Raw genomic sequence first — 14,509 nt, 5'->3', positions numbered from 1 at the left:
GGTCTCGGACTCAGGATTCGTTGATCAGCTGGCGGGAAATGTTCTTGGCTCGTTCGGGGTCGCGTTGCTCGATGGCATCCAGCAGGTGCTGGTGCCGATCGAAGACTTCCTGACGCCTGGGGGTCACGGTCAGGGTCTGGCGCAACTGGACGCCGACCACGCTGGAGAAATAGCGATACAGCTGGCTGAGGGTCGGGTTGTGGGCGGCGTCCACCAGGCGCTGGTGAAACACCAGGTCGCAGGCGATGTAGCTTTCCAGGTCGCCATGAAAGTGCCCGCCGCTGACGGCCAGCGCATCGCTCAGGGCGTGCAGGTCCTCGTCGGTGCGGCGCAGGGCGGCCAGGCCGACGGCCTCAACTTCCAGAATGTGGCGGGTTTCCCGGGCCTGCTCCAGGGAGCACTGGGACAGTGCCTGGAGCATGTCCAAGGGATCGGCCACCGCCCGCAGGTAACTGCCGTCACCCTGGCGGATCTCTATCAGCCCGGAAAACGCCAGTACCCGCAGGGCCTCGCGCACCGTGTTGCGGCTGATGCCCAGCTCACTGGCCAGTTCCGGTTCGGTGGGCAGGCGCTGGCCCACGACCCAGGCGCCATTGGTGATGCGCAGGCGCAGTTGCTCCAGGGCCTGGTCGACCAGGGAACGTTTGATCAGGGGGGATATTTCGCTCATTGAACTCACTCTTTCATCCAATCATCGGACGAATTGCCTGGCATGGTATTCAGACCTTTCCCAGAGTTCAACGTTTTAGGCTGGAGCAGGCACTTTCGCCATTTCAGCCAGGCCTTGACAAAAAACCCTATAAGGGTAATTTCGAGTCAGCCTCAAGGGTGTCTCATGGAAAAGAAAACACCTCATTACGACCTGTCGCTGATCAAGGCACAGGTCGTTCGGCAAGGGGCACAAGCCTTCACTCGAAGCGCGTTGCTCTGCGGCAAGGAACTCGGATTATCCTTGGCGGCCATGCAACGAGTGATAGCCGGACTCCAGGGCAGCATGTTCTACAAATCGATGACCACCTATCACGATCACCGGGTGTGGCAGGACGTGTATTACACCGGCATCGATAACCGGACGCTCTACATCAAGATCACCCAGCGCCCCGGCATAGGGCCTCCAGTGATCTCCTTCAAGGAGGCACAAGCATGAAACGACAACAGTGCTACAGCTGCGGCGCTCCCACCGGCATGCTGGCGTTCGAGCAGCGCAGCGAGCTCATCGACTACCGGCACCTGCAGCGTCACCTCCATGGCCTGGCGGGTTGGGAATGCCAGGAATGCGGTGAAATCGAATTCGACGCACCGAGCGCAGAACGTTACGCCGCCGCGGGCGACCAATTGCTGGAGGAGTACCGGCAGAGCGTCGCCGCCGACATGAAGCGCATCCGCCGCAAGCTGCACCTTTCCCAGAAAGAAGCGGTCAGGCTGCTGTCGGGTGGCGGGCACAATGCCTTTTCCCGTTACGAGCGCGGCGAAGTCGGCGCGCCCCAGCCGCTGTACATGCTGATGCGCCTGCTGGATCGCCACCCGCAGTTGATGAAGGACGTACTGGAGCTCAGCGAACCGCAACTGGCGCCCTCAGCCTTGAGCGACCAACCCGAACCACAGCTCGGCGCTGCCGGCCGTTGAACGCCGGGCAAAAATAAACCCGGAGCTAGTCCGGGTTTATCGTCAGCGCAGGCCCCGCTGCAGCATCAATGCAGGATCTGGCTCAGGAACAGCTTGGTACGGTCGTTCTGCGGGTTGTCGAAGAAATCGTTGGGCGCCGCCTGCTCGACGATCTCGCCCTTGTCCATGAAGATCACCCGGTTGGCCACGGTGCGGGCAAAGCCCATTTCGTGGGTCACGCAGAGCATGGTCATGCCGTCTTCGGCCAGGCCGATCATGGTGTCCAGCACCTCCTTGACCATCTCCGGGTCGAGGGCCGAGGTGGGCTCGTCAAAGAGCATGATCTTGGGCTTCATGCACAACGCCCGGGCAATCGCCACCCGTTGCTGCTGGCCACCGGAGAGCTGGCCAGGGTACTTGTTGGCCTGCTCCGGAATGCGCACTCGCTCCAGGTAATGCATGGCGATTTCCTCGGCCTTGCGCTTGGGCATCTTGCGTACCCACATCGGCGCCAACGTGCAGTTCTGCAAAATGGTCAGGTGCGGGAACAGGTTGAAGTGCTGGAACACCATGCCCACTTCCCGGCGAATGGCCTCGATCTGCTTGAGGTCGTTGGTCAGCTCCACGCCGTCCACCACGATGCGCCCCTGCTGGTGTTCTTCCAGGCGGTTGAGGCAGCGGATGGTGGTGGATTTGCCCGACCCCGAAGGCCCGCACAGGACAATGCGCTCGCCTTGGCGGACGTTGAGGTTGATGTCCTTCAACACGTGGAACTGGCCGTACCACTTGTTCACACCCTGCATCTGAATAATGCCTTCAGGGCCCACAGGCTTTTTGCTCGCTTGACTCATGGAGATACTCCTAACGCTTGTGGCCTGTGTCCAACTTACGCTCCAGGTGCATGGAGTAGCGGGACATACCAAAACAGAAAATCCAGAACACCAGGGCCGCGAAGACATAGCCTTCGGTGGCCATGCCCAGCCATTTGGGGTCGGCGGCGGCTTGCTTGACGCTGTTGAGCAGGTCGAACAGGCCGATGATGATCACCAGGCTGGTGTCCTTGAACAGGGCGATGAAGGTGTTGACGATGCCGGGAATCACCAGCTTCAGGGCCTGGGGCAGAATCACCAGGCCCATGGCCCGCCAATAACCCAGGCCCATGGCCGCAGCGGCTTCGTACTGGCCCTTGGGAATGGCCTGCAAGCCGCCCCGCACCACCTCGGCCACATAGGCCGACTGGAACAGGATCACCCCGATCAGCGCACGCAACAGCTTGTCGAAGTTCATGCCTTCGGGCAGGAACAGCGGCAGCATCACCGAGGACATGAACAGCACGGTGATCAGCGGCACGCCGCGCCAGAACTCGATGAAGGTCACGCAGACCACGCGGATCGCCGGCAGGTTGGAGCGCCTTCCCAATGCCAGCAGGATCCCTAGCGGCAGTGCCCCGGCGATGCCCACGGTGGCAATCACCAGGGTCAGCATCAGGCCACCCCACTGGCTGGTGGCCACCGTGCTCAGGCCTAGGTAACCGCCGTGCAACAGGCTGTAGGCAATGATCGGGTAACCCACCAGGAAGCACAGCCCGTAGATCGCCTTGCGCGGGAAGCGCGAGATGAACAACGGTGCAGCACCGATCACCGCCAGCCACACGCTCAGGTCCACTCGCCAGCGCAGTTCCACCGGGTAGTAGCCGTACATGAACTGGCCGAAGCGCTGCTGGATGAACACCCAGCAGGCGCCGCCCCTGGTGCAGTCGGCGCGAGAGGTACCGACCCAGTTGGCGTCGAGAATCGCCCAATGCAGCAGCGGCGGCACCACCAGGTAGATCAGGTAGAAGGCAAACAGGGTCAACAGGGTATTGAGCCAGTTGGAGAACATGTTGGCGCGCATCCACGCCAGCACGCCGATACTGCGGCTGGGCGGCGGCATATCGGGCTTGAAGGTATGAGTCGTCATGGGCGCTTCCTCACCGCTCGATCAGCGCAATGCGCTTGTTGTACCAGTTCATCAGCAGGGAAATGCTGATGCTGATCGCCAGGTACACGCTCATGGTGATGGCAATGACTTCAATGGCCTGGCCGGTCTGGTTGAGCACCGTGCCGGCGAACAGCGAAACCATTTCCGGGTAGCCGATACCCGCGGCCAGGGAAGAGTTCTTCGCCAGGTTCAGGTATTGGCTGGTCAGCGGCGGAATGATCACTCGCAGGGCCTGGGGAATGATCACCTTGCGCAGGGTCGGGCCGTTGCGCAGCCCCAGGGAGCGGGCCGCCTCGGTCTGGCCGTGGCTCACCGACTTGATCCCGGACCGCACGATCTCGGCGATGAACGCCGCGGTGTAGACAGTCAGGGCCAGGGTCAGGGCCAGCAGCTCGGGAATCAGTACCCAGCCGCCGACGAAATTGAACCCCGCCAGCTTCGGCATCTCCCAGTGCACCGGCGAGCCGAAGATCAGCGTGCACAACGCGGGAATCACCAACAGCAGGCCCAGGCCGCTCCAGAACTTGTGAAAAGGCACGCCGGTGGCTTCAAAGCGCCGGTTGGCCCAGCGGCACATCAGCGCGATGGTGCCGATGGCCAGGACCAGGCTTGCGACAAACGCCCAGAAACCGGGGGCCATCTGCGCCGCCGGCATGTTCAGGCCGCGGCTGCTGACAAAGAACATATCGCCAAAGTTGTGGCTGTTGCGCGGCCCCGGCATGGTCAGGAATACCGCGAAGTACCAGAACAGGATCTGCAGCAGCGGCGGAATGTTGCGGAACACTTCCACATACACCGTCGCCAGCTTGCTGATGATCCAGTTCGGCGATAGCCGCGCCACACCGATGATGAACCCCAGCAGGGTCGCGAGGATCACCCCGATAAAGGTCACCAGCAGGGTGTTGAGCAGGCCGATGACGAACACCCGGGCATAACTGTCCGCTTCGGTGTAGGCAATCAGGTGTTGCGCGATGCCGAACCCGGCGCTGCGCTCGAGAAAGTCGAAACCCGAGGTGATCCCTCGGTGCTGGAGGTTGGTTTGCGTGTTGTCGAACAGAAACCAGCCCAGCGAAACCACCGCCACCAGGGTGATGATCTGGAACAGCCAGGCGCGCACACGCGGGTCGCTGAGGCTAAGCCTCTGCTTGGGTGCGCCGATTGTATTTTGCATGAAGTGCCCCAGGAATAATGGAACAGAACATCACCCGGCGGTTGGCCCGCCGGGTGATAGAACCATCAGCGCACAGGTGGTGCGTATTGGATGCCGCCGTTGTTCCACAGCGCGTTCAGGCCGCGGTCGATGGCCAGTGGCGTGCTCTTGCCGAGGTTTTTCTCGAACACTTCACCGTAGTTACCTACTTGCTTGACGATCTGCACCACCCAGTCCTTCGGCAGCTTCAGGTCTTTGCCGTATTCACCGTCCGCGCCCAGCAGACGTGCAACATCAGGGTTCTTGGTGGATTTGGCTTCAGCCTCGACGTTCTTCGAGGTGACGCCCGCCTCTTCGGCGTTGAGCATGGCGAACAGGGTCCACTTGACGATGCTGAACCACTCTTCGTCGCCCTTGCGCACCACCGGGCCCAGGGGCTCCTTGGAGATGGTTTCCGGCAGAACGACATAGTCGGTAGGGGTTGCCAGCTTGCTGCGCTGTGCGTAGAGCTGGGATTTGTCGGAGGTCAGTACGTCGCAACGCCCGGACTCCAGGGACTTGGCGCTTTCGTCAGAGGTATCGAAAGTGATCGGGGTGTATTTCAGACCATTGCCGCGGAAGTAGTCCGACACGTTCAGTTCGGTAGTAGTACCGGCTTGAATACAGATAGTCGCACCGTCCAGCTCTTTGGCGCTTTTTACGCCCAGTTTTTTGTTCACCAGGAAACCGATCCCGTCGTAATAGGTGACGCCGGCGAACACCAGGCCCATGCCCGCATCGCGGGAACTGGTCCAGGTGGTGTTGCGCGACAGCACGTCGATCTCGCCGGACTGCAGCGCAGTGAAGCGCTCCTTGGCGTTCAACTGGCTGAACTTGACCTTGGTCGCATCGCCGAACACCGCAGCCGCCACCGCGCGGCAAACGTCGGCATCGATGCCGAGGATCTTGCCGGTGGCATCCGGTACCGAGAAGCCCGGCAAACCGTCACTGACGCCGCATTGCACGAATCCTTTCTTCTGTACTGCATCGAGGGTCGCACCCGCCTGTGCGAAACCGCTCATACCCAGCACCGTTGCTGCCGTGACGGCAGCCAGGGTGGATTTCAACATCTTCATTCAAACCTCCAATTTTGCTCTTGTTGTGTCGGAGCTTGAGTCCTGCCGCACCCTCATGAGGCGCTGTTGACCCGTGTCGGCTTTTTTATGGGGTCAAGCGGCGTAAGACCTTAGCTATGAGTCTAGTAGGAGAAATCCACGTAATAGGGGGCCTACATCTCACCAATCGGCCGAACGGGCTGTAGCCCTTCGCAGTTCGCAAAGCCCGTAGCGGCCAGTGGCGAACCTTCATCAGAGGAGGCTGGCTATCCCATCGCCTGCGGTAGCCTGTTAGTGTTACCGCCGGCGGACAGGGCTTTCACCTGGACTCCTCTTTCTGAGCCATAGCAAAGCCCGTACCACAGTCCCGGCTAAAGCGTTTCAGCCAGTGGTCAACAGTAAAACGTTCAACCGTGCGACATCTTCTTCACCGATCAACCGGGCGCGCCCTTCACTCACGCACTCAATCAGCGCGCACGCACACAAATGGAGCAGCCATGACCGAGCCCTTGATTCTTCAGCCCAGCAAGCCCGCAGATGCCTGTGTGATCTGGCTTCACGGCCTGGGAGCGGACCGTTACGACTTCCTGCCGGTAGCCGAGATGCTGCAGGAAACCCTGCTGAGCACGCGCTTCGTATTGCCCCAGGCGCCGACCCGGGCAGTGACCATCAATGGCGGATATGCCATGCCCAGCTGGTACGACATTCTGGCCATGAACCCGGCCCGCGCCATCAGCCGTGAACAGCTCGAGGAATCGTCTGACGAGGTCATCAGACTGATCGAAGAACAACGCACCAGCGGAATAGACGCATCGCGAATTTTCCTCGCCGGTTTCTCCCAGGGTGGCGCCGTTGTACTGCACACCGCCTTCCTCAAATGGCAGGGTCCATTGGGTGGCGTACTTGCCCTGTCCACCTATGCCCCGACCTTCAGCGATGAACTGCAACTATCGGCCAGCCAACAGCGGATTCCGGTGCTTTGCCTGCACGGCCAGTACGACGAAGTGGTACAGAACGCCATGGGCCGTACCGCTTATGAGTACCTGAAGCAGCATGGTGTCACCGTGACATGGCAGGAATACCCAATGGAACACGAGGTGTTACCAGAGGAAATCCGCGACATCGGCACCTGGCTGAGCGAGCGCTTGCGCTAGAAAATCCGCGCGCCGTGCCCCCGGCGAGCAACAGACTACGCCGCGCCCGCTTCTTGCATTACACTGGCCGGCGTACATTCCTTAACCAATTGATGAGATGACCGTGCTCAAAGCACTCAAGAAAATCTTCGGTAAAAGCGAGGCTGAGCCGCTCGCGCCAAGCCCCAGTGCCCCCTCCCCCAGTTCCAGCAGCCGTCATGACGGCCGTCAGCCGGAACGGAGCGCACCCGCTACCGCAGCTAAAAAAGAACCGGTGAACACACCGGCCACCCCTTCCGCTCCCAAAGCCCCACGCCAAGAGAAGCCCAAGGCCGAGCAACCCAAAGCTGAGCAGCCGCGTCGCCCGCGCGCGCCGAAACCGCCGGTCAGCACCTGGAAACTCGAAGACTTCGTGGTCGAACCCCAGGAAGGCAAGACCCGCTTCCACGACTTCAAGCTCGCTCCGGAACTGATGCACGCCATCCAGGACCTGGGCTTTCCCTATTGCACGCCAATCCAGGCCCAGGTGCTGGGCTATACCCTGGCGGGCAAGGACGCCATCGGCCGGGCCCAGACCGGTACCGGCAAGACCGCCGCATTCCTGGTGTCGATCATCACCCAGCTGCTGCAGACCCCGCCGCCCAAGGAGCGCTACATGGGCGAACCACGGGCGCTGATCATCGCTCCGACCCGGGAGCTGGTGGTACAGATCGCCAAGGACGCCGCGGCGCTGACCAAGTACACCGGCCTCAACGTCATGACCTTCGTTGGCGGCATGGATTTCGACAAGCAGCTCAAGCACCTGGAAGCGCGCCACTGCGACATCCTGGTCGCCACCCCGGGCCGCCTGCTGGACTTCAATCAGCGCGGCGACGTGCACCTGGACATGGTCGAAGTGATGGTGCTGGACGAAGCCGACCGCATGCTCGACATGGGCTTCATCCCGCAGGTACGGCAGATCATTCGCCAGACGCCCCCCAAGAGCGAGCGCCAGACCCTGCTGTTCTCCGCCACCTTCACCGAAGACGTGATGAACCTGGCCAAGCAATGGACCACCGACCCGGCCATCGTCGAGATCGAAGCCGAGAACGTCGCCAACGCCAACGTCGAACAGCACATCTATGCCGTGGCCGGCGCCGACAAGTACAAACTGCTGTACAACCTGGTCACCGACAACGGCTGGGAACGGGTGATGGTCTTCGCCAACCGCAAGGATGAAGTGCGACGCATCGAGGAACGCCTGGTACGCGATGGGGTGAACGCCGCCCAGCTGTCCGGCGACGTGCCGCAGCACAAGCGGATCAAGACCCTGGAAGGCTTCCGCGAAGGCAAGATCCGGGTCCTGGTAGCCACCGACGTGGCCGGCCGCGGCATCCACATCGACGGCATCAGCCACGTGATCAACTTCACCCTGCCGGAAGTGCCGGACGACTACGTGCACCGCATCGGCCGGACCGGTCGCGCCGGTGCCGACGGCGTATCCATCAGCTTCGCCGGCGAAGACGACTCCTACCAGCTGCCATCGATCGAAGCCCTGCTGGGCCGCAAGATCAGCTGCGAGATGCCGCCCGCCGAACTGCTGCGCCCGGTGGAGCGCAAGCGCCCGCAAGCCTGACGGCCGGCGCTCCCGCAGCGCCCCGGCAACCTGAAGAAACGCAGCCCGACCACAGGCTGCGTTTTTTTTCGCTTGGATATTGCCCGCCAAAACTAAAAGTCCATAATAGACAAATTAGTTTAAATCCTGGGAGCCCTTGCATGTCCAGCACGCCTTACGTGATTGCCCGCCCCGAGGCCCGTCAATTGCTCGAACGCATCGACGTGCCGCAGATCCTGCGCAAACTGTTCCGCGACCTGGCTGCCGGGCTCGCCGTGCAACCGGCGCAGCAACTGGTGGAGTTTCCCCAGGGGGCCGGCGACTTCATCAATTACCTGGGGGTGCTGGCCGAAGACCGGGTGTACGGGGTCAAGACCTCGCCCTACATCGTCCGTACCCAAGGCGCGCTGGTCACCGCCTGGACGTTGCTGATGTCCATGGACAGCGGCCAGCCGTTGCTGCTGTGCGACGCCGCCGAACTGACCACCGCCCGTACCGCGGCCACCACAGCGGTCGCGGTCGACGCCCTGGCGCCCCCCACAACCCGGCACCTGGCAATCATCGGTAGCGGCGCGGTGGCCCAGGCGCACTTGCGCTATGTGCAGGACCTGCGCCCCTGGCAGAGCATCCGCCTCTACTCCCCGAGCCTGGCGAACAAGCCCGCCGCAGAGCTTGCCCGCCTGCAAGCCCTCGACCCGCGCTTGCAACTGGTGGCCCGGCTTGAGGACGCCACCGAGGGCGCCGACGTGATCATGCTCTGCACCTCGTCCGCCGGCCCCGTGCTGGATCCGAGCAGCCTCGGCAAGCCGGCGCTGATCACCTCCATCAGCACCAATGCGCCACGGGCCCACGAAGTGCCACCCGCGGCCCTGGCACAGATGCAGGTCTACTGCGACTACCGGCGCACCACACCGGGCTGCGCCGGTGAAATGCTGATCGCCGGCGAACAGCACGGCTGGGACAGTGCGGCGATTCTCGGCGACCTGCCGGAGTTGCTCAGCGAACAGGCCCCGCTCCCGGATGCCGAACGCCCGGTGTTCTTCCGTTCCATCGGCCTGGGCCTGGAAGACATCGCCCTGGCCAATGCCCTGTACCACCTGCGGCGCCCGCAGTAACCACTGCTGCTCGCCCCTATTGCGGAGCTTCGAATGATCCAGGCAGATTTCATCATCATTGGCGGCGGTATCGCCGGAGCGTCCACCGGCTACTGGCTGTCGCCCCATGGCCGGGTGGTTGTGCTGGAACGTGAATCCCATCCCGCCTATCACTCCACCGGCCGCTCCGCGGCGCTCTATACCGCCGCCTACGGCACCGCCCAGGTGCGCGCCCTGACCCTGGCCAGCCGGGCCTTCTTCGACCACCCGCCGCAGGGTTTCTGCGAGCACCCGCTGCTGACCCCGCGGGGTGAAATGACCGTGGACTTCAACGGTGATCCGGCCGAGCTGAACATCCAGTACCTGAGCGCCAGGGCCACGGTGCCGGAGATGCAACTGCTGAGCGCCGACGAAGCCTGCGCGCGCCTGCCGATCCTGCGCCGGGAAAAGGTCCATGGCGCGCTCTACGACCCCAGCGCCAGCGATATCGACACCGACGCCCTGCACCAGGGCTACCTGCGGGGCATCCGCCGCAACCAGGGCCAGGTCTGCACCGACCATGAAGTGCTGGGGATCGAGCGCGACAGCCAAGGGCAGTGGCAGGTGCGAACGGCCGCTCAGGCGTTCAGTGCGCCGGTGTTGATCAATGCCGCCGGGGCCTGGGCCGACCACATCGGCACAATGGCCGGAGCCCGCGCCCTGGGCCTGCAGCCCAAGCGCCGCGCGGCTTTCATCTTCGCCGCCGCCGAAGGCCTGGACTTTCACCACTGGCCAATGCTGGTGAGCCTGGATGAATCCTTCTACATGAAGCCCGACGCCGGCATGTTCCTCGGCTCACCGGCCAATGCCGATCCGGTTGAACCCCACGATGTGCAACCCGAAGAACTGGACATTGCCCTGGGTATCCACCAGATCGAAGAAGCCACCACCCTGAGCATCCGTCGTCCGACCCGGACCTGGGCCGGGCTGCGCAGCTTTGTCAGCGACGGCGATCTGCTGGCCGGTTTCGACCTGCAGGTTCCGGGGCTGTTCTGGGTTGCAGGCCAGGGCGGCTACGGTATCCAGACCTCGCCGGCCATGGGCCAGGCCAGCGCCGCCCTGGTGCGAGGTGCCCCCTTGCCGGAACACCTGACCCGCTTCGGCCTCACGCCTGCCATGCTCTCCCCGGCCCGCCTCGACCGAACCACCGGTTGAGGCGCCCCCAACGATTGCGGCACACTCCCAGCGCCCGCTGCCGGCGGGCGCTGAAGCTGCCTGGAGTACGACCATGACCTCACCTGCAAAGGACCCTGCCCTGGACAATTTCCGGGCGATTGCCGATGCCATTGCCACCCTGTTCTTCCCCCATGCCGAGGTGGTGCTCCACGACCTGCGTACACAGAAGATCGACTACATCGCCAACAACCTGTCCAAACGCGAAGTGGGCGACGACGCAGCCCTGGAAGACCTGCTCAGCGGCGACCGCGACGAACGCAACATCGGCCCCTATGAAAAACTCAACTGGGACGGACAGAAGATCCGCAGCCTCAGCAGCGTGCTGCGCGACAGCCAAGGCCAGCCCCAGGCGGTGCTGTGCATCAACCTGAACATCTCGCTGTTCGAAAACGCCAAGGCGGCGCTGGACCTGTTTCTGTCGCCGAGCAAACTGATTCCCCAGCCCGACTCGCTGTTTCGCGATGACTGGCAGGAGCGGATCAACACCTTCCTGCACAACTGGCTGCGCGAGCGCCAGCTGGGGCTGAACCTGCTGACCCGCGATCACAAGCGCGAACTGGTGCTGGCGCTGCACGCCGAGGGCGCCTTCAAGGGCAAGAGCGCCTCCAACTACGTGGCCAACGTGCTGAACATGGGCCGGGCGACGGTGTACAAGCACCTGAAGGAATTGAAGGGACAATAAAGGTTCACGAGCAAGCTCGCTCCTACGCGGAATTGCACAACACCTGTAGGAGCGAGCTCGCTCGCGAAGGCGTCCTCAAGAACGCCACAATGTCTCAATCCCCATAGATATCCGACTTGAAGTACTTGGCCTGGATCTTCTGATATTCACCATTGGCCCGAATATCATCGATGGCCCTGTTCAACTCGCCCACCAGTTCACTGTTGCCCTTGCGCACGGCAATCCCGGCGCCCTCGCCGACGTACTTCGGATCTTTGAGCTCAGGCCCGACAAAGGCGTAGTCGGCCCCCCGGGGCATCGACAGAAAGTCGGCCAGCGGAATGCTGTCGGCAAAGATCGCGTCCAGGCGCCCGGCCGCCAGGTCCATGTAGATCTCCTCGTTGTTGCTGTAGCGCACCACCTTGATGCCCTTGGGCTCGAACACCTCCGTGGCATAGCGGTCGGTGGTGGTGGAGCGCTGCACGCCCACGGTCTTGCCCTTGAGGCTGGCGTACTGGTCGTCCACCTCGGCGCCCTTCTTCATCACCAGGCGCGACGACGTGAAGTAGTACTTGTGGGTGAAATCCACGGATTTGCGGCGCTCGGCGGTAATGGTCATGGAGGACAGCGCAGCGTCGATCTTCTTCACCTTCAGCGAAGGAATCAGGCCGTCGAACTCGCCCTCGATCCACTCGCACTTGACCTGCATCTGCGCGCACAGGGCATTGCCGATGTCGTAGTCGAAACCACCGATCTTGCCCTCGGCGGTCTTGAAGGCAAATGGCGGGTACGCCGCCTCGATGCCCAGGCGCAGGGTCTTTTCGGCCGCGAACAGGCTGCTGCACGCCAACAGGCTCAAGGCCAGGCCACTGATCAGGGGGAGTTTTTTCATGTTCGTTCTCTCGCGGGTTGTTGTTGGTTTGGCAAGACAGAAGGAAGAGGAGAAACAGGCGACGCTTTATTTGTACTTGTTAATCCATACTGGACTTTTACGTACATATCGTCAACGACGCGCGCAACGACTTATCCCCAGCGTTCGGCGGGAACAGTCGTAGTCGATTGCAGGTTGGATTGCGGCGGGCTCAGGTGCCGCCGGCAAGTATCAGGGGATCAGTCTTTCCAGCGCGCGGCCGCCGCATGGTCGCTGTCGCGACCTTCGACCCAGCGCGGGCCGTCGGCGGTGTTTTCCTTCTTCCAGAAAGGCGCCCGGGTCTTCAGGTAATCCATGACAAAGGCACAGGCATCGAACGCAGCCTGGCGATGGGCACTGGCCGCACCGACAAACACAATGGGCTCGCCCGGCTCCAGGGCGCCGATGCGGTGCAGCACTTCCAGTTGCAACAGCGGCCAGCGCTGCTCGGCTTCGGCGGCGATCTTGCCCAGGGCCTTTTCGGTCATGCCCGGGTAGTGCTCAAGAAACATGCCGTGGACATCCTGCCCATCGTTGAAATCGCGCACGTAGCCGACAAAGCTGACCACCGCACCCACCCCGGTATCCGCGGCGTGCATGGCGTTGACTTCAGCCCCGGGATCGAACGCTGCTGACTGCACTCGAATCGCCATCTCAACCTCCGGTCACCGTGGGAAAAAACGCCACTTCGTCGCCGTCTTCCAGGGGTTCGTCCAGCTGGCACAGCTCTTCATTGCGGGCGCACATCAGGTTCTGCTCGGCCAATACCTCGGCCCCGTCCCGGGACAGCAACGCCTGGCGCACATCCTCGACCTGCTGGAACACGCCTTCGATCTCCAGCCCGTCAATGCCCAGGGCCTCGCGGTAGCGAGCGAAAAACTTCACCGAGATCTTCATGCCTGATCCGCCTGGTAATGGCCGCTCTTGCCGCCGAGCTTCTCCAGCACCCGAACGCTGTCGATGGTCATGCCCCGGTCCACCGCCTTGCACATGTCATAGATGGTCAGCGCGGCGACGCTGGCGGCGGTCAGCGCCTCCATTTCCACCCCGGTCTGCCCCGATAGCTTGCAACGCGCAACGATGTGCACGCAGTCCTCGCCTTCGGCACTGAGCTCGACCTTGACACTGGTAAGCATCAACGGATGGCACAGGGGGATCAGGTCACTGGTTTTCTTTGCCGCCTGGATCCCGGCGATGCGCGCCACGGCGAATACATCGCCCTTGGGGTGACCGCCGCTGACGATCATCTGCAGGGTTTGCGGGAGCATGCGCACCCGCGCTTCGGCCACCGCCTCGCGAAAGGTCACGGCCTTGTCGGTGACGTCGACCATATTGGCGCGCCCCTGGGAATCGAGATGAGTCAGCACGGCGTTACTCCTGATCTGGTGGCGGCGATTGTAAACCCGCGGGTCAGTTTTCCGCACCCTGCAGCCCCGCCCCCCGGGGGAAAACAATCCTGCCCGAGATGGTCAGCCGGCCTGTCTGGCCCAGGGTCCCAGAGGACGATCAGCGTGGCGAATACCCAGCATAAGAACAAAGAATTGGCGCCATTATATTAATAAAAGTACAACTTCCCGGAAAAAGGAAACGAAAAAACATGGCATTTCTAATATCAATCCTCCTAAGCCTCCTGGCCGGTTTCGCAGTACCACTACAAGCAGGAACCAATTCAAGACTTGGACACCTATTAGGCCATCCACTATGGGCCACCGGGGTATCACTACTTGTCAGCCTACTGGCACTTATTGCTGTAATAATCTTTATTAAAGTTCCTCGCCCCAACTTCGCAGCCGCTCAGGAAGGCCCCTGGTGGATCTGGATGGGCGGGATTGCCGGTGTGTTCTACATCACCGTCGCCCTACTGATGGCGCCACGCCTAGGGGCCCTCAACTTCATCATGACAGTGATTGTCGGACAACTGATCATTTCCTTGCTCATCGACTATTTCGGTTTGGTCGGTCTTCCACGCCAAACAATAAGCATGCAAAAACTCATTGGCGTATTAGTCGTCATTGGTGGATTCATCATTACCACTCGCGGCTAGCCATAAGAACAACGCAACAACCGATAACA

The 14,509-nt window shown here is 61.9% G+C and carries 17 protein-coding genes; 8 read left to right on the top strand and 9 right to left on the bottom strand.

Going from position 1 to position 14,509, the window contains the following annotated elements:
- Nucleotides 1–10: 10 nt before the first annotated feature.
- Nucleotides 11–670, bottom strand: coding sequence for a FadR/GntR family transcriptional regulator (locus tag PFLCHA0_RS05355; protein ID WP_015634255.1), 660 nt, complete (start codon nucleotides 668–670; stop codon nucleotides 11–13).
- A 165-nt stretch (nucleotides 671–835) separates the two neighbouring features.
- Here PFLCHA0_RS05355 and PFLCHA0_RS05350 point away from each other — a divergent pair, with 165 nt between their 5' ends.
- Both PFLCHA0_RS05350 and PFLCHA0_RS05345 read left to right on the top strand, forming a co-directional pair.
- Nucleotides 836–1,147, top strand: coding sequence for a type II toxin-antitoxin system MqsR family toxin (locus tag PFLCHA0_RS05350; protein ID WP_011059404.1), 312 nt, complete (start codon nucleotides 836–838; stop codon nucleotides 1,145–1,147).
- The gene (locus tag PFLCHA0_RS05345; protein WP_015634254.1) at nucleotides 1,144–1,626 is read left to right on the top strand and encodes a type II toxin-antitoxin system MqsA family antitoxin; all 483 of its coding nucleotides are present in this window, start codon (nucleotides 1,144–1,146) and stop codon (nucleotides 1,624–1,626) included. The genes PFLCHA0_RS05350 and PFLCHA0_RS05345 overlap by 4 nt, the downstream gene beginning before the upstream one ends.
- Nucleotides 1,627–1,691: 65 nt before the next feature.
- Here the strand turns inward: PFLCHA0_RS05345 and PFLCHA0_RS05340 are convergent, their stop codons facing one another.
- The 4 genes from PFLCHA0_RS05340 to PFLCHA0_RS05325 all read right to left on the bottom strand — a co-directional run bounded on the left by PFLCHA0_RS05340 (nucleotide 1,692) and on the right by PFLCHA0_RS05325 (nucleotide 5,850).
- On the bottom strand, nucleotides 1,692–2,456 hold the full coding sequence (locus PFLCHA0_RS05340; protein WP_011059402.1) for an amino acid ABC transporter ATP-binding protein: 765 nt from the start codon (nucleotides 2,454–2,456) through the stop codon (nucleotides 1,692–1,694).
- 10 nt (nucleotides 2,457–2,466) lie between these two features.
- On the bottom strand, nucleotides 2,467–3,564 hold the full coding sequence (locus PFLCHA0_RS05335; protein ID WP_011059401.1) for an amino acid ABC transporter permease: 1,098 nt from the start codon (nucleotides 3,562–3,564) through the stop codon (nucleotides 2,467–2,469).
- 10 nt (nucleotides 3,565–3,574) lie between these two features.
- The gene (locus PFLCHA0_RS05330; protein ID WP_015634253.1) at nucleotides 3,575–4,756 is read right to left on the bottom strand and encodes an amino acid ABC transporter permease; all 1,182 of its coding nucleotides are present in this window, start codon (nucleotides 4,754–4,756) and stop codon (nucleotides 3,575–3,577) included.
- A 65-nt stretch (nucleotides 4,757–4,821) separates the two neighbouring features.
- Nucleotides 4,822–5,850 carry an amino acid ABC transporter substrate-binding protein gene (locus PFLCHA0_RS05325; RefSeq protein ID WP_011059399.1) on the bottom strand — a complete coding sequence of 343 codons (1,029 nt, stop codon included), beginning with the start codon at nucleotides 5,848–5,850 and terminating at the stop codon, nucleotides 4,822–4,824.
- Between the two features lie 476 nt (nucleotides 5,851–6,326).
- Between PFLCHA0_RS05325 and PFLCHA0_RS05320 the strand changes: the two genes are divergently transcribed.
- From PFLCHA0_RS05320 to PFLCHA0_RS05300, 5 genes are all read left to right on the top strand, one after another.
- Nucleotides 6,327–6,983, top strand: a complete 657-nt coding sequence (locus PFLCHA0_RS05320; RefSeq protein ID WP_011059398.1) for an alpha/beta hydrolase — start codon at nucleotides 6,327–6,329, stop codon at nucleotides 6,981–6,983.
- Nucleotides 6,984–7,080: 97 nt separating this feature from the next.
- The gene (gene rhlB, locus PFLCHA0_RS05315; protein ID WP_015634252.1) at nucleotides 7,081–8,577 is read left to right on the top strand and encodes an ATP-dependent RNA helicase RhlB; all 1,497 of its coding nucleotides are present in this window, start codon (nucleotides 7,081–7,083) and stop codon (nucleotides 8,575–8,577) included.
- Between the two features lie 140 nt (nucleotides 8,578–8,717).
- Nucleotides 8,718–9,671 carry an ornithine cyclodeaminase family protein gene (locus PFLCHA0_RS05310; RefSeq protein ID WP_015634251.1) on the top strand — a complete coding sequence of 318 codons (954 nt, stop codon included), beginning with the start codon at nucleotides 8,718–8,720 and terminating at the stop codon, nucleotides 9,669–9,671.
- A gap of 33 nt (nucleotides 9,672–9,704) precedes the next feature.
- On the top strand, nucleotides 9,705–10,844 hold the full coding sequence (locus PFLCHA0_RS05305; protein ID WP_015634250.1) for an NAD(P)/FAD-dependent oxidoreductase: 1,140 nt from the start codon (nucleotides 9,705–9,707) through the stop codon (nucleotides 10,842–10,844).
- Nucleotides 10,845–10,917: 73 nt separating this feature from the next.
- Nucleotides 10,918–11,547 (top strand): helix-turn-helix transcriptional regulator, encoded by a 630-nt coding sequence (locus PFLCHA0_RS05300; protein WP_011059395.1) that lies wholly within the window; start codon nucleotides 10,918–10,920, stop codon nucleotides 11,545–11,547.
- Nucleotides 11,548–11,641: 94 nt separating this feature from the next.
- Here PFLCHA0_RS05300 and PFLCHA0_RS05295 read toward each other — a convergent pair whose 3' ends face one another.
- The 4 genes from PFLCHA0_RS05295 to moaC form a co-directional block, all read right to left on the bottom strand.
- Complete coding sequence (locus PFLCHA0_RS05295) at nucleotides 11,642–12,418, bottom strand: ABC transporter substrate-binding protein (protein WP_015634249.1); 777 nt, start codon at nucleotides 12,416–12,418, stop codon at nucleotides 11,642–11,644.
- A gap of 218 nt (nucleotides 12,419–12,636) precedes the next feature.
- Nucleotides 12,637–13,089 carry a molybdopterin synthase catalytic subunit MoaE gene (moaE, locus tag PFLCHA0_RS05290; protein WP_015634248.1) on the bottom strand — a complete coding sequence of 151 codons (453 nt, stop codon included), beginning with the start codon at nucleotides 13,087–13,089 and terminating at the stop codon, nucleotides 12,637–12,639.
- Nucleotide 13,090: 1 nt separating this feature from the next.
- Complete coding sequence (locus PFLCHA0_RS05285) at nucleotides 13,091–13,333, bottom strand: MoaD/ThiS family protein (protein WP_011059392.1); 243 nt, start codon at nucleotides 13,331–13,333, stop codon at nucleotides 13,091–13,093.
- Nucleotides 13,330–13,803 (bottom strand): cyclic pyranopterin monophosphate synthase MoaC, encoded by a 474-nt coding sequence (gene moaC / locus PFLCHA0_RS05280; protein ID WP_011059391.1) that lies wholly within the window; start codon nucleotides 13,801–13,803, stop codon nucleotides 13,330–13,332. Before moaC ends, PFLCHA0_RS05285 begins: the two co-directional genes overlap by 4 nt.
- A gap of 230 nt (nucleotides 13,804–14,033) precedes the next feature.
- Here moaC and PFLCHA0_RS05275 point away from each other — a divergent pair, with 230 nt between their 5' ends.
- Nucleotides 14,034–14,480 (top strand): DMT family transporter, encoded by a 447-nt coding sequence (locus PFLCHA0_RS05275; protein WP_011059390.1) that lies wholly within the window; start codon nucleotides 14,034–14,036, stop codon nucleotides 14,478–14,480.
- The last annotated feature ends 29 nt before the right edge of the window (nucleotides 14,481–14,509 follow it).

Source organism: Pseudomonas protegens CHA0 (assembly GCF_000397205.1).
In the GTDB taxonomy this organism is placed as follows: domain Bacteria; phylum Pseudomonadota; class Gammaproteobacteria; order Pseudomonadales; family Pseudomonadaceae; genus Aquipseudomonas; species Aquipseudomonas protegens.
This window is presented reverse-complemented; position numbering and strand designations above follow the sequence as displayed.

Bases quoted from the DNA above. Each gene is read 5' to 3' on its own strand.
- PFLCHA0_RS05345 (WP_015634254.1), top strand. From the start codon at position 1,144: ATGAAACGACAACAGTGCTACAGCTGCGGCGCTCCCACCGGCATGCTG.
- PFLCHA0_RS05355 (WP_015634255.1), bottom strand. From the start codon at position 670: ATGAGCGAAATATCCCCCCTGATCAAACGTTCCCTGGTCGACCAGGCC.
- PFLCHA0_RS05350 (WP_011059404.1), top strand. From the start codon at position 836: ATGGAAAAGAAAACACCTCATTACGACCTGTCGCTGATCAAGGCACAG.
- PFLCHA0_RS05310 (WP_015634251.1), top strand. From the start codon at position 8,718: ATGTCCAGCACGCCTTACGTGATTGCCCGCCCCGAGGCCCGTCAATTG.
- PFLCHA0_RS05325 (WP_011059399.1), bottom strand. From the start codon at position 5,850: ATGAAGATGTTGAAATCCACCCTGGCTGCCGTCACGGCAGCAACGGTG.
- PFLCHA0_RS05340 (WP_011059402.1), bottom strand. From the start codon at position 2,456: ATGAGTCAAGCGAGCAAAAAGCCTGTGGGCCCTGAAGGCATTATTCAG.
- rhlB (WP_015634252.1), top strand. From the start codon at position 7,081: ATGACCGTGCTCAAAGCACTCAAGAAAATCTTCGGTAAAAGCGAGGCT.
- PFLCHA0_RS05300 (WP_011059395.1), top strand. From the start codon at position 10,918: ATGACCTCACCTGCAAAGGACCCTGCCCTGGACAATTTCCGGGCGATT.
- PFLCHA0_RS05320 (WP_011059398.1), top strand. From the start codon at position 6,327: ATGACCGAGCCCTTGATTCTTCAGCCCAGCAAGCCCGCAGATGCCTGT.
- PFLCHA0_RS05330 (WP_015634253.1), bottom strand. From the start codon at position 4,756: ATGCAAAATACAATCGGCGCACCCAAGCAGAGGCTTAGCCTCAGCGAC.
- PFLCHA0_RS05275 (WP_011059390.1), top strand. From the start codon at position 14,034: ATGGCATTTCTAATATCAATCCTCCTAAGCCTCCTGGCCGGTTTCGCA.
- moaE (WP_015634248.1), bottom strand. From the start codon at position 13,089: ATGGCGATTCGAGTGCAGTCAGCAGCGTTCGATCCCGGGGCTGAAGTC.
- PFLCHA0_RS05335 (WP_011059401.1), bottom strand. From the start codon at position 3,564: ATGACGACTCATACCTTCAAGCCCGATATGCCGCCGCCCAGCCGCAGT.
- PFLCHA0_RS05295 (WP_015634249.1), bottom strand. From the start codon at position 12,418: ATGAAAAAACTCCCCCTGATCAGTGGCCTGGCCTTGAGCCTGTTGGCG.
- PFLCHA0_RS05285 (WP_011059392.1), bottom strand. From the start codon at position 13,333: ATGAAGATCTCGGTGAAGTTTTTCGCTCGCTACCGCGAGGCCCTGGGC.
- PFLCHA0_RS05305 (WP_015634250.1), top strand. From the start codon at position 9,705: ATGATCCAGGCAGATTTCATCATCATTGGCGGCGGTATCGCCGGAGCG.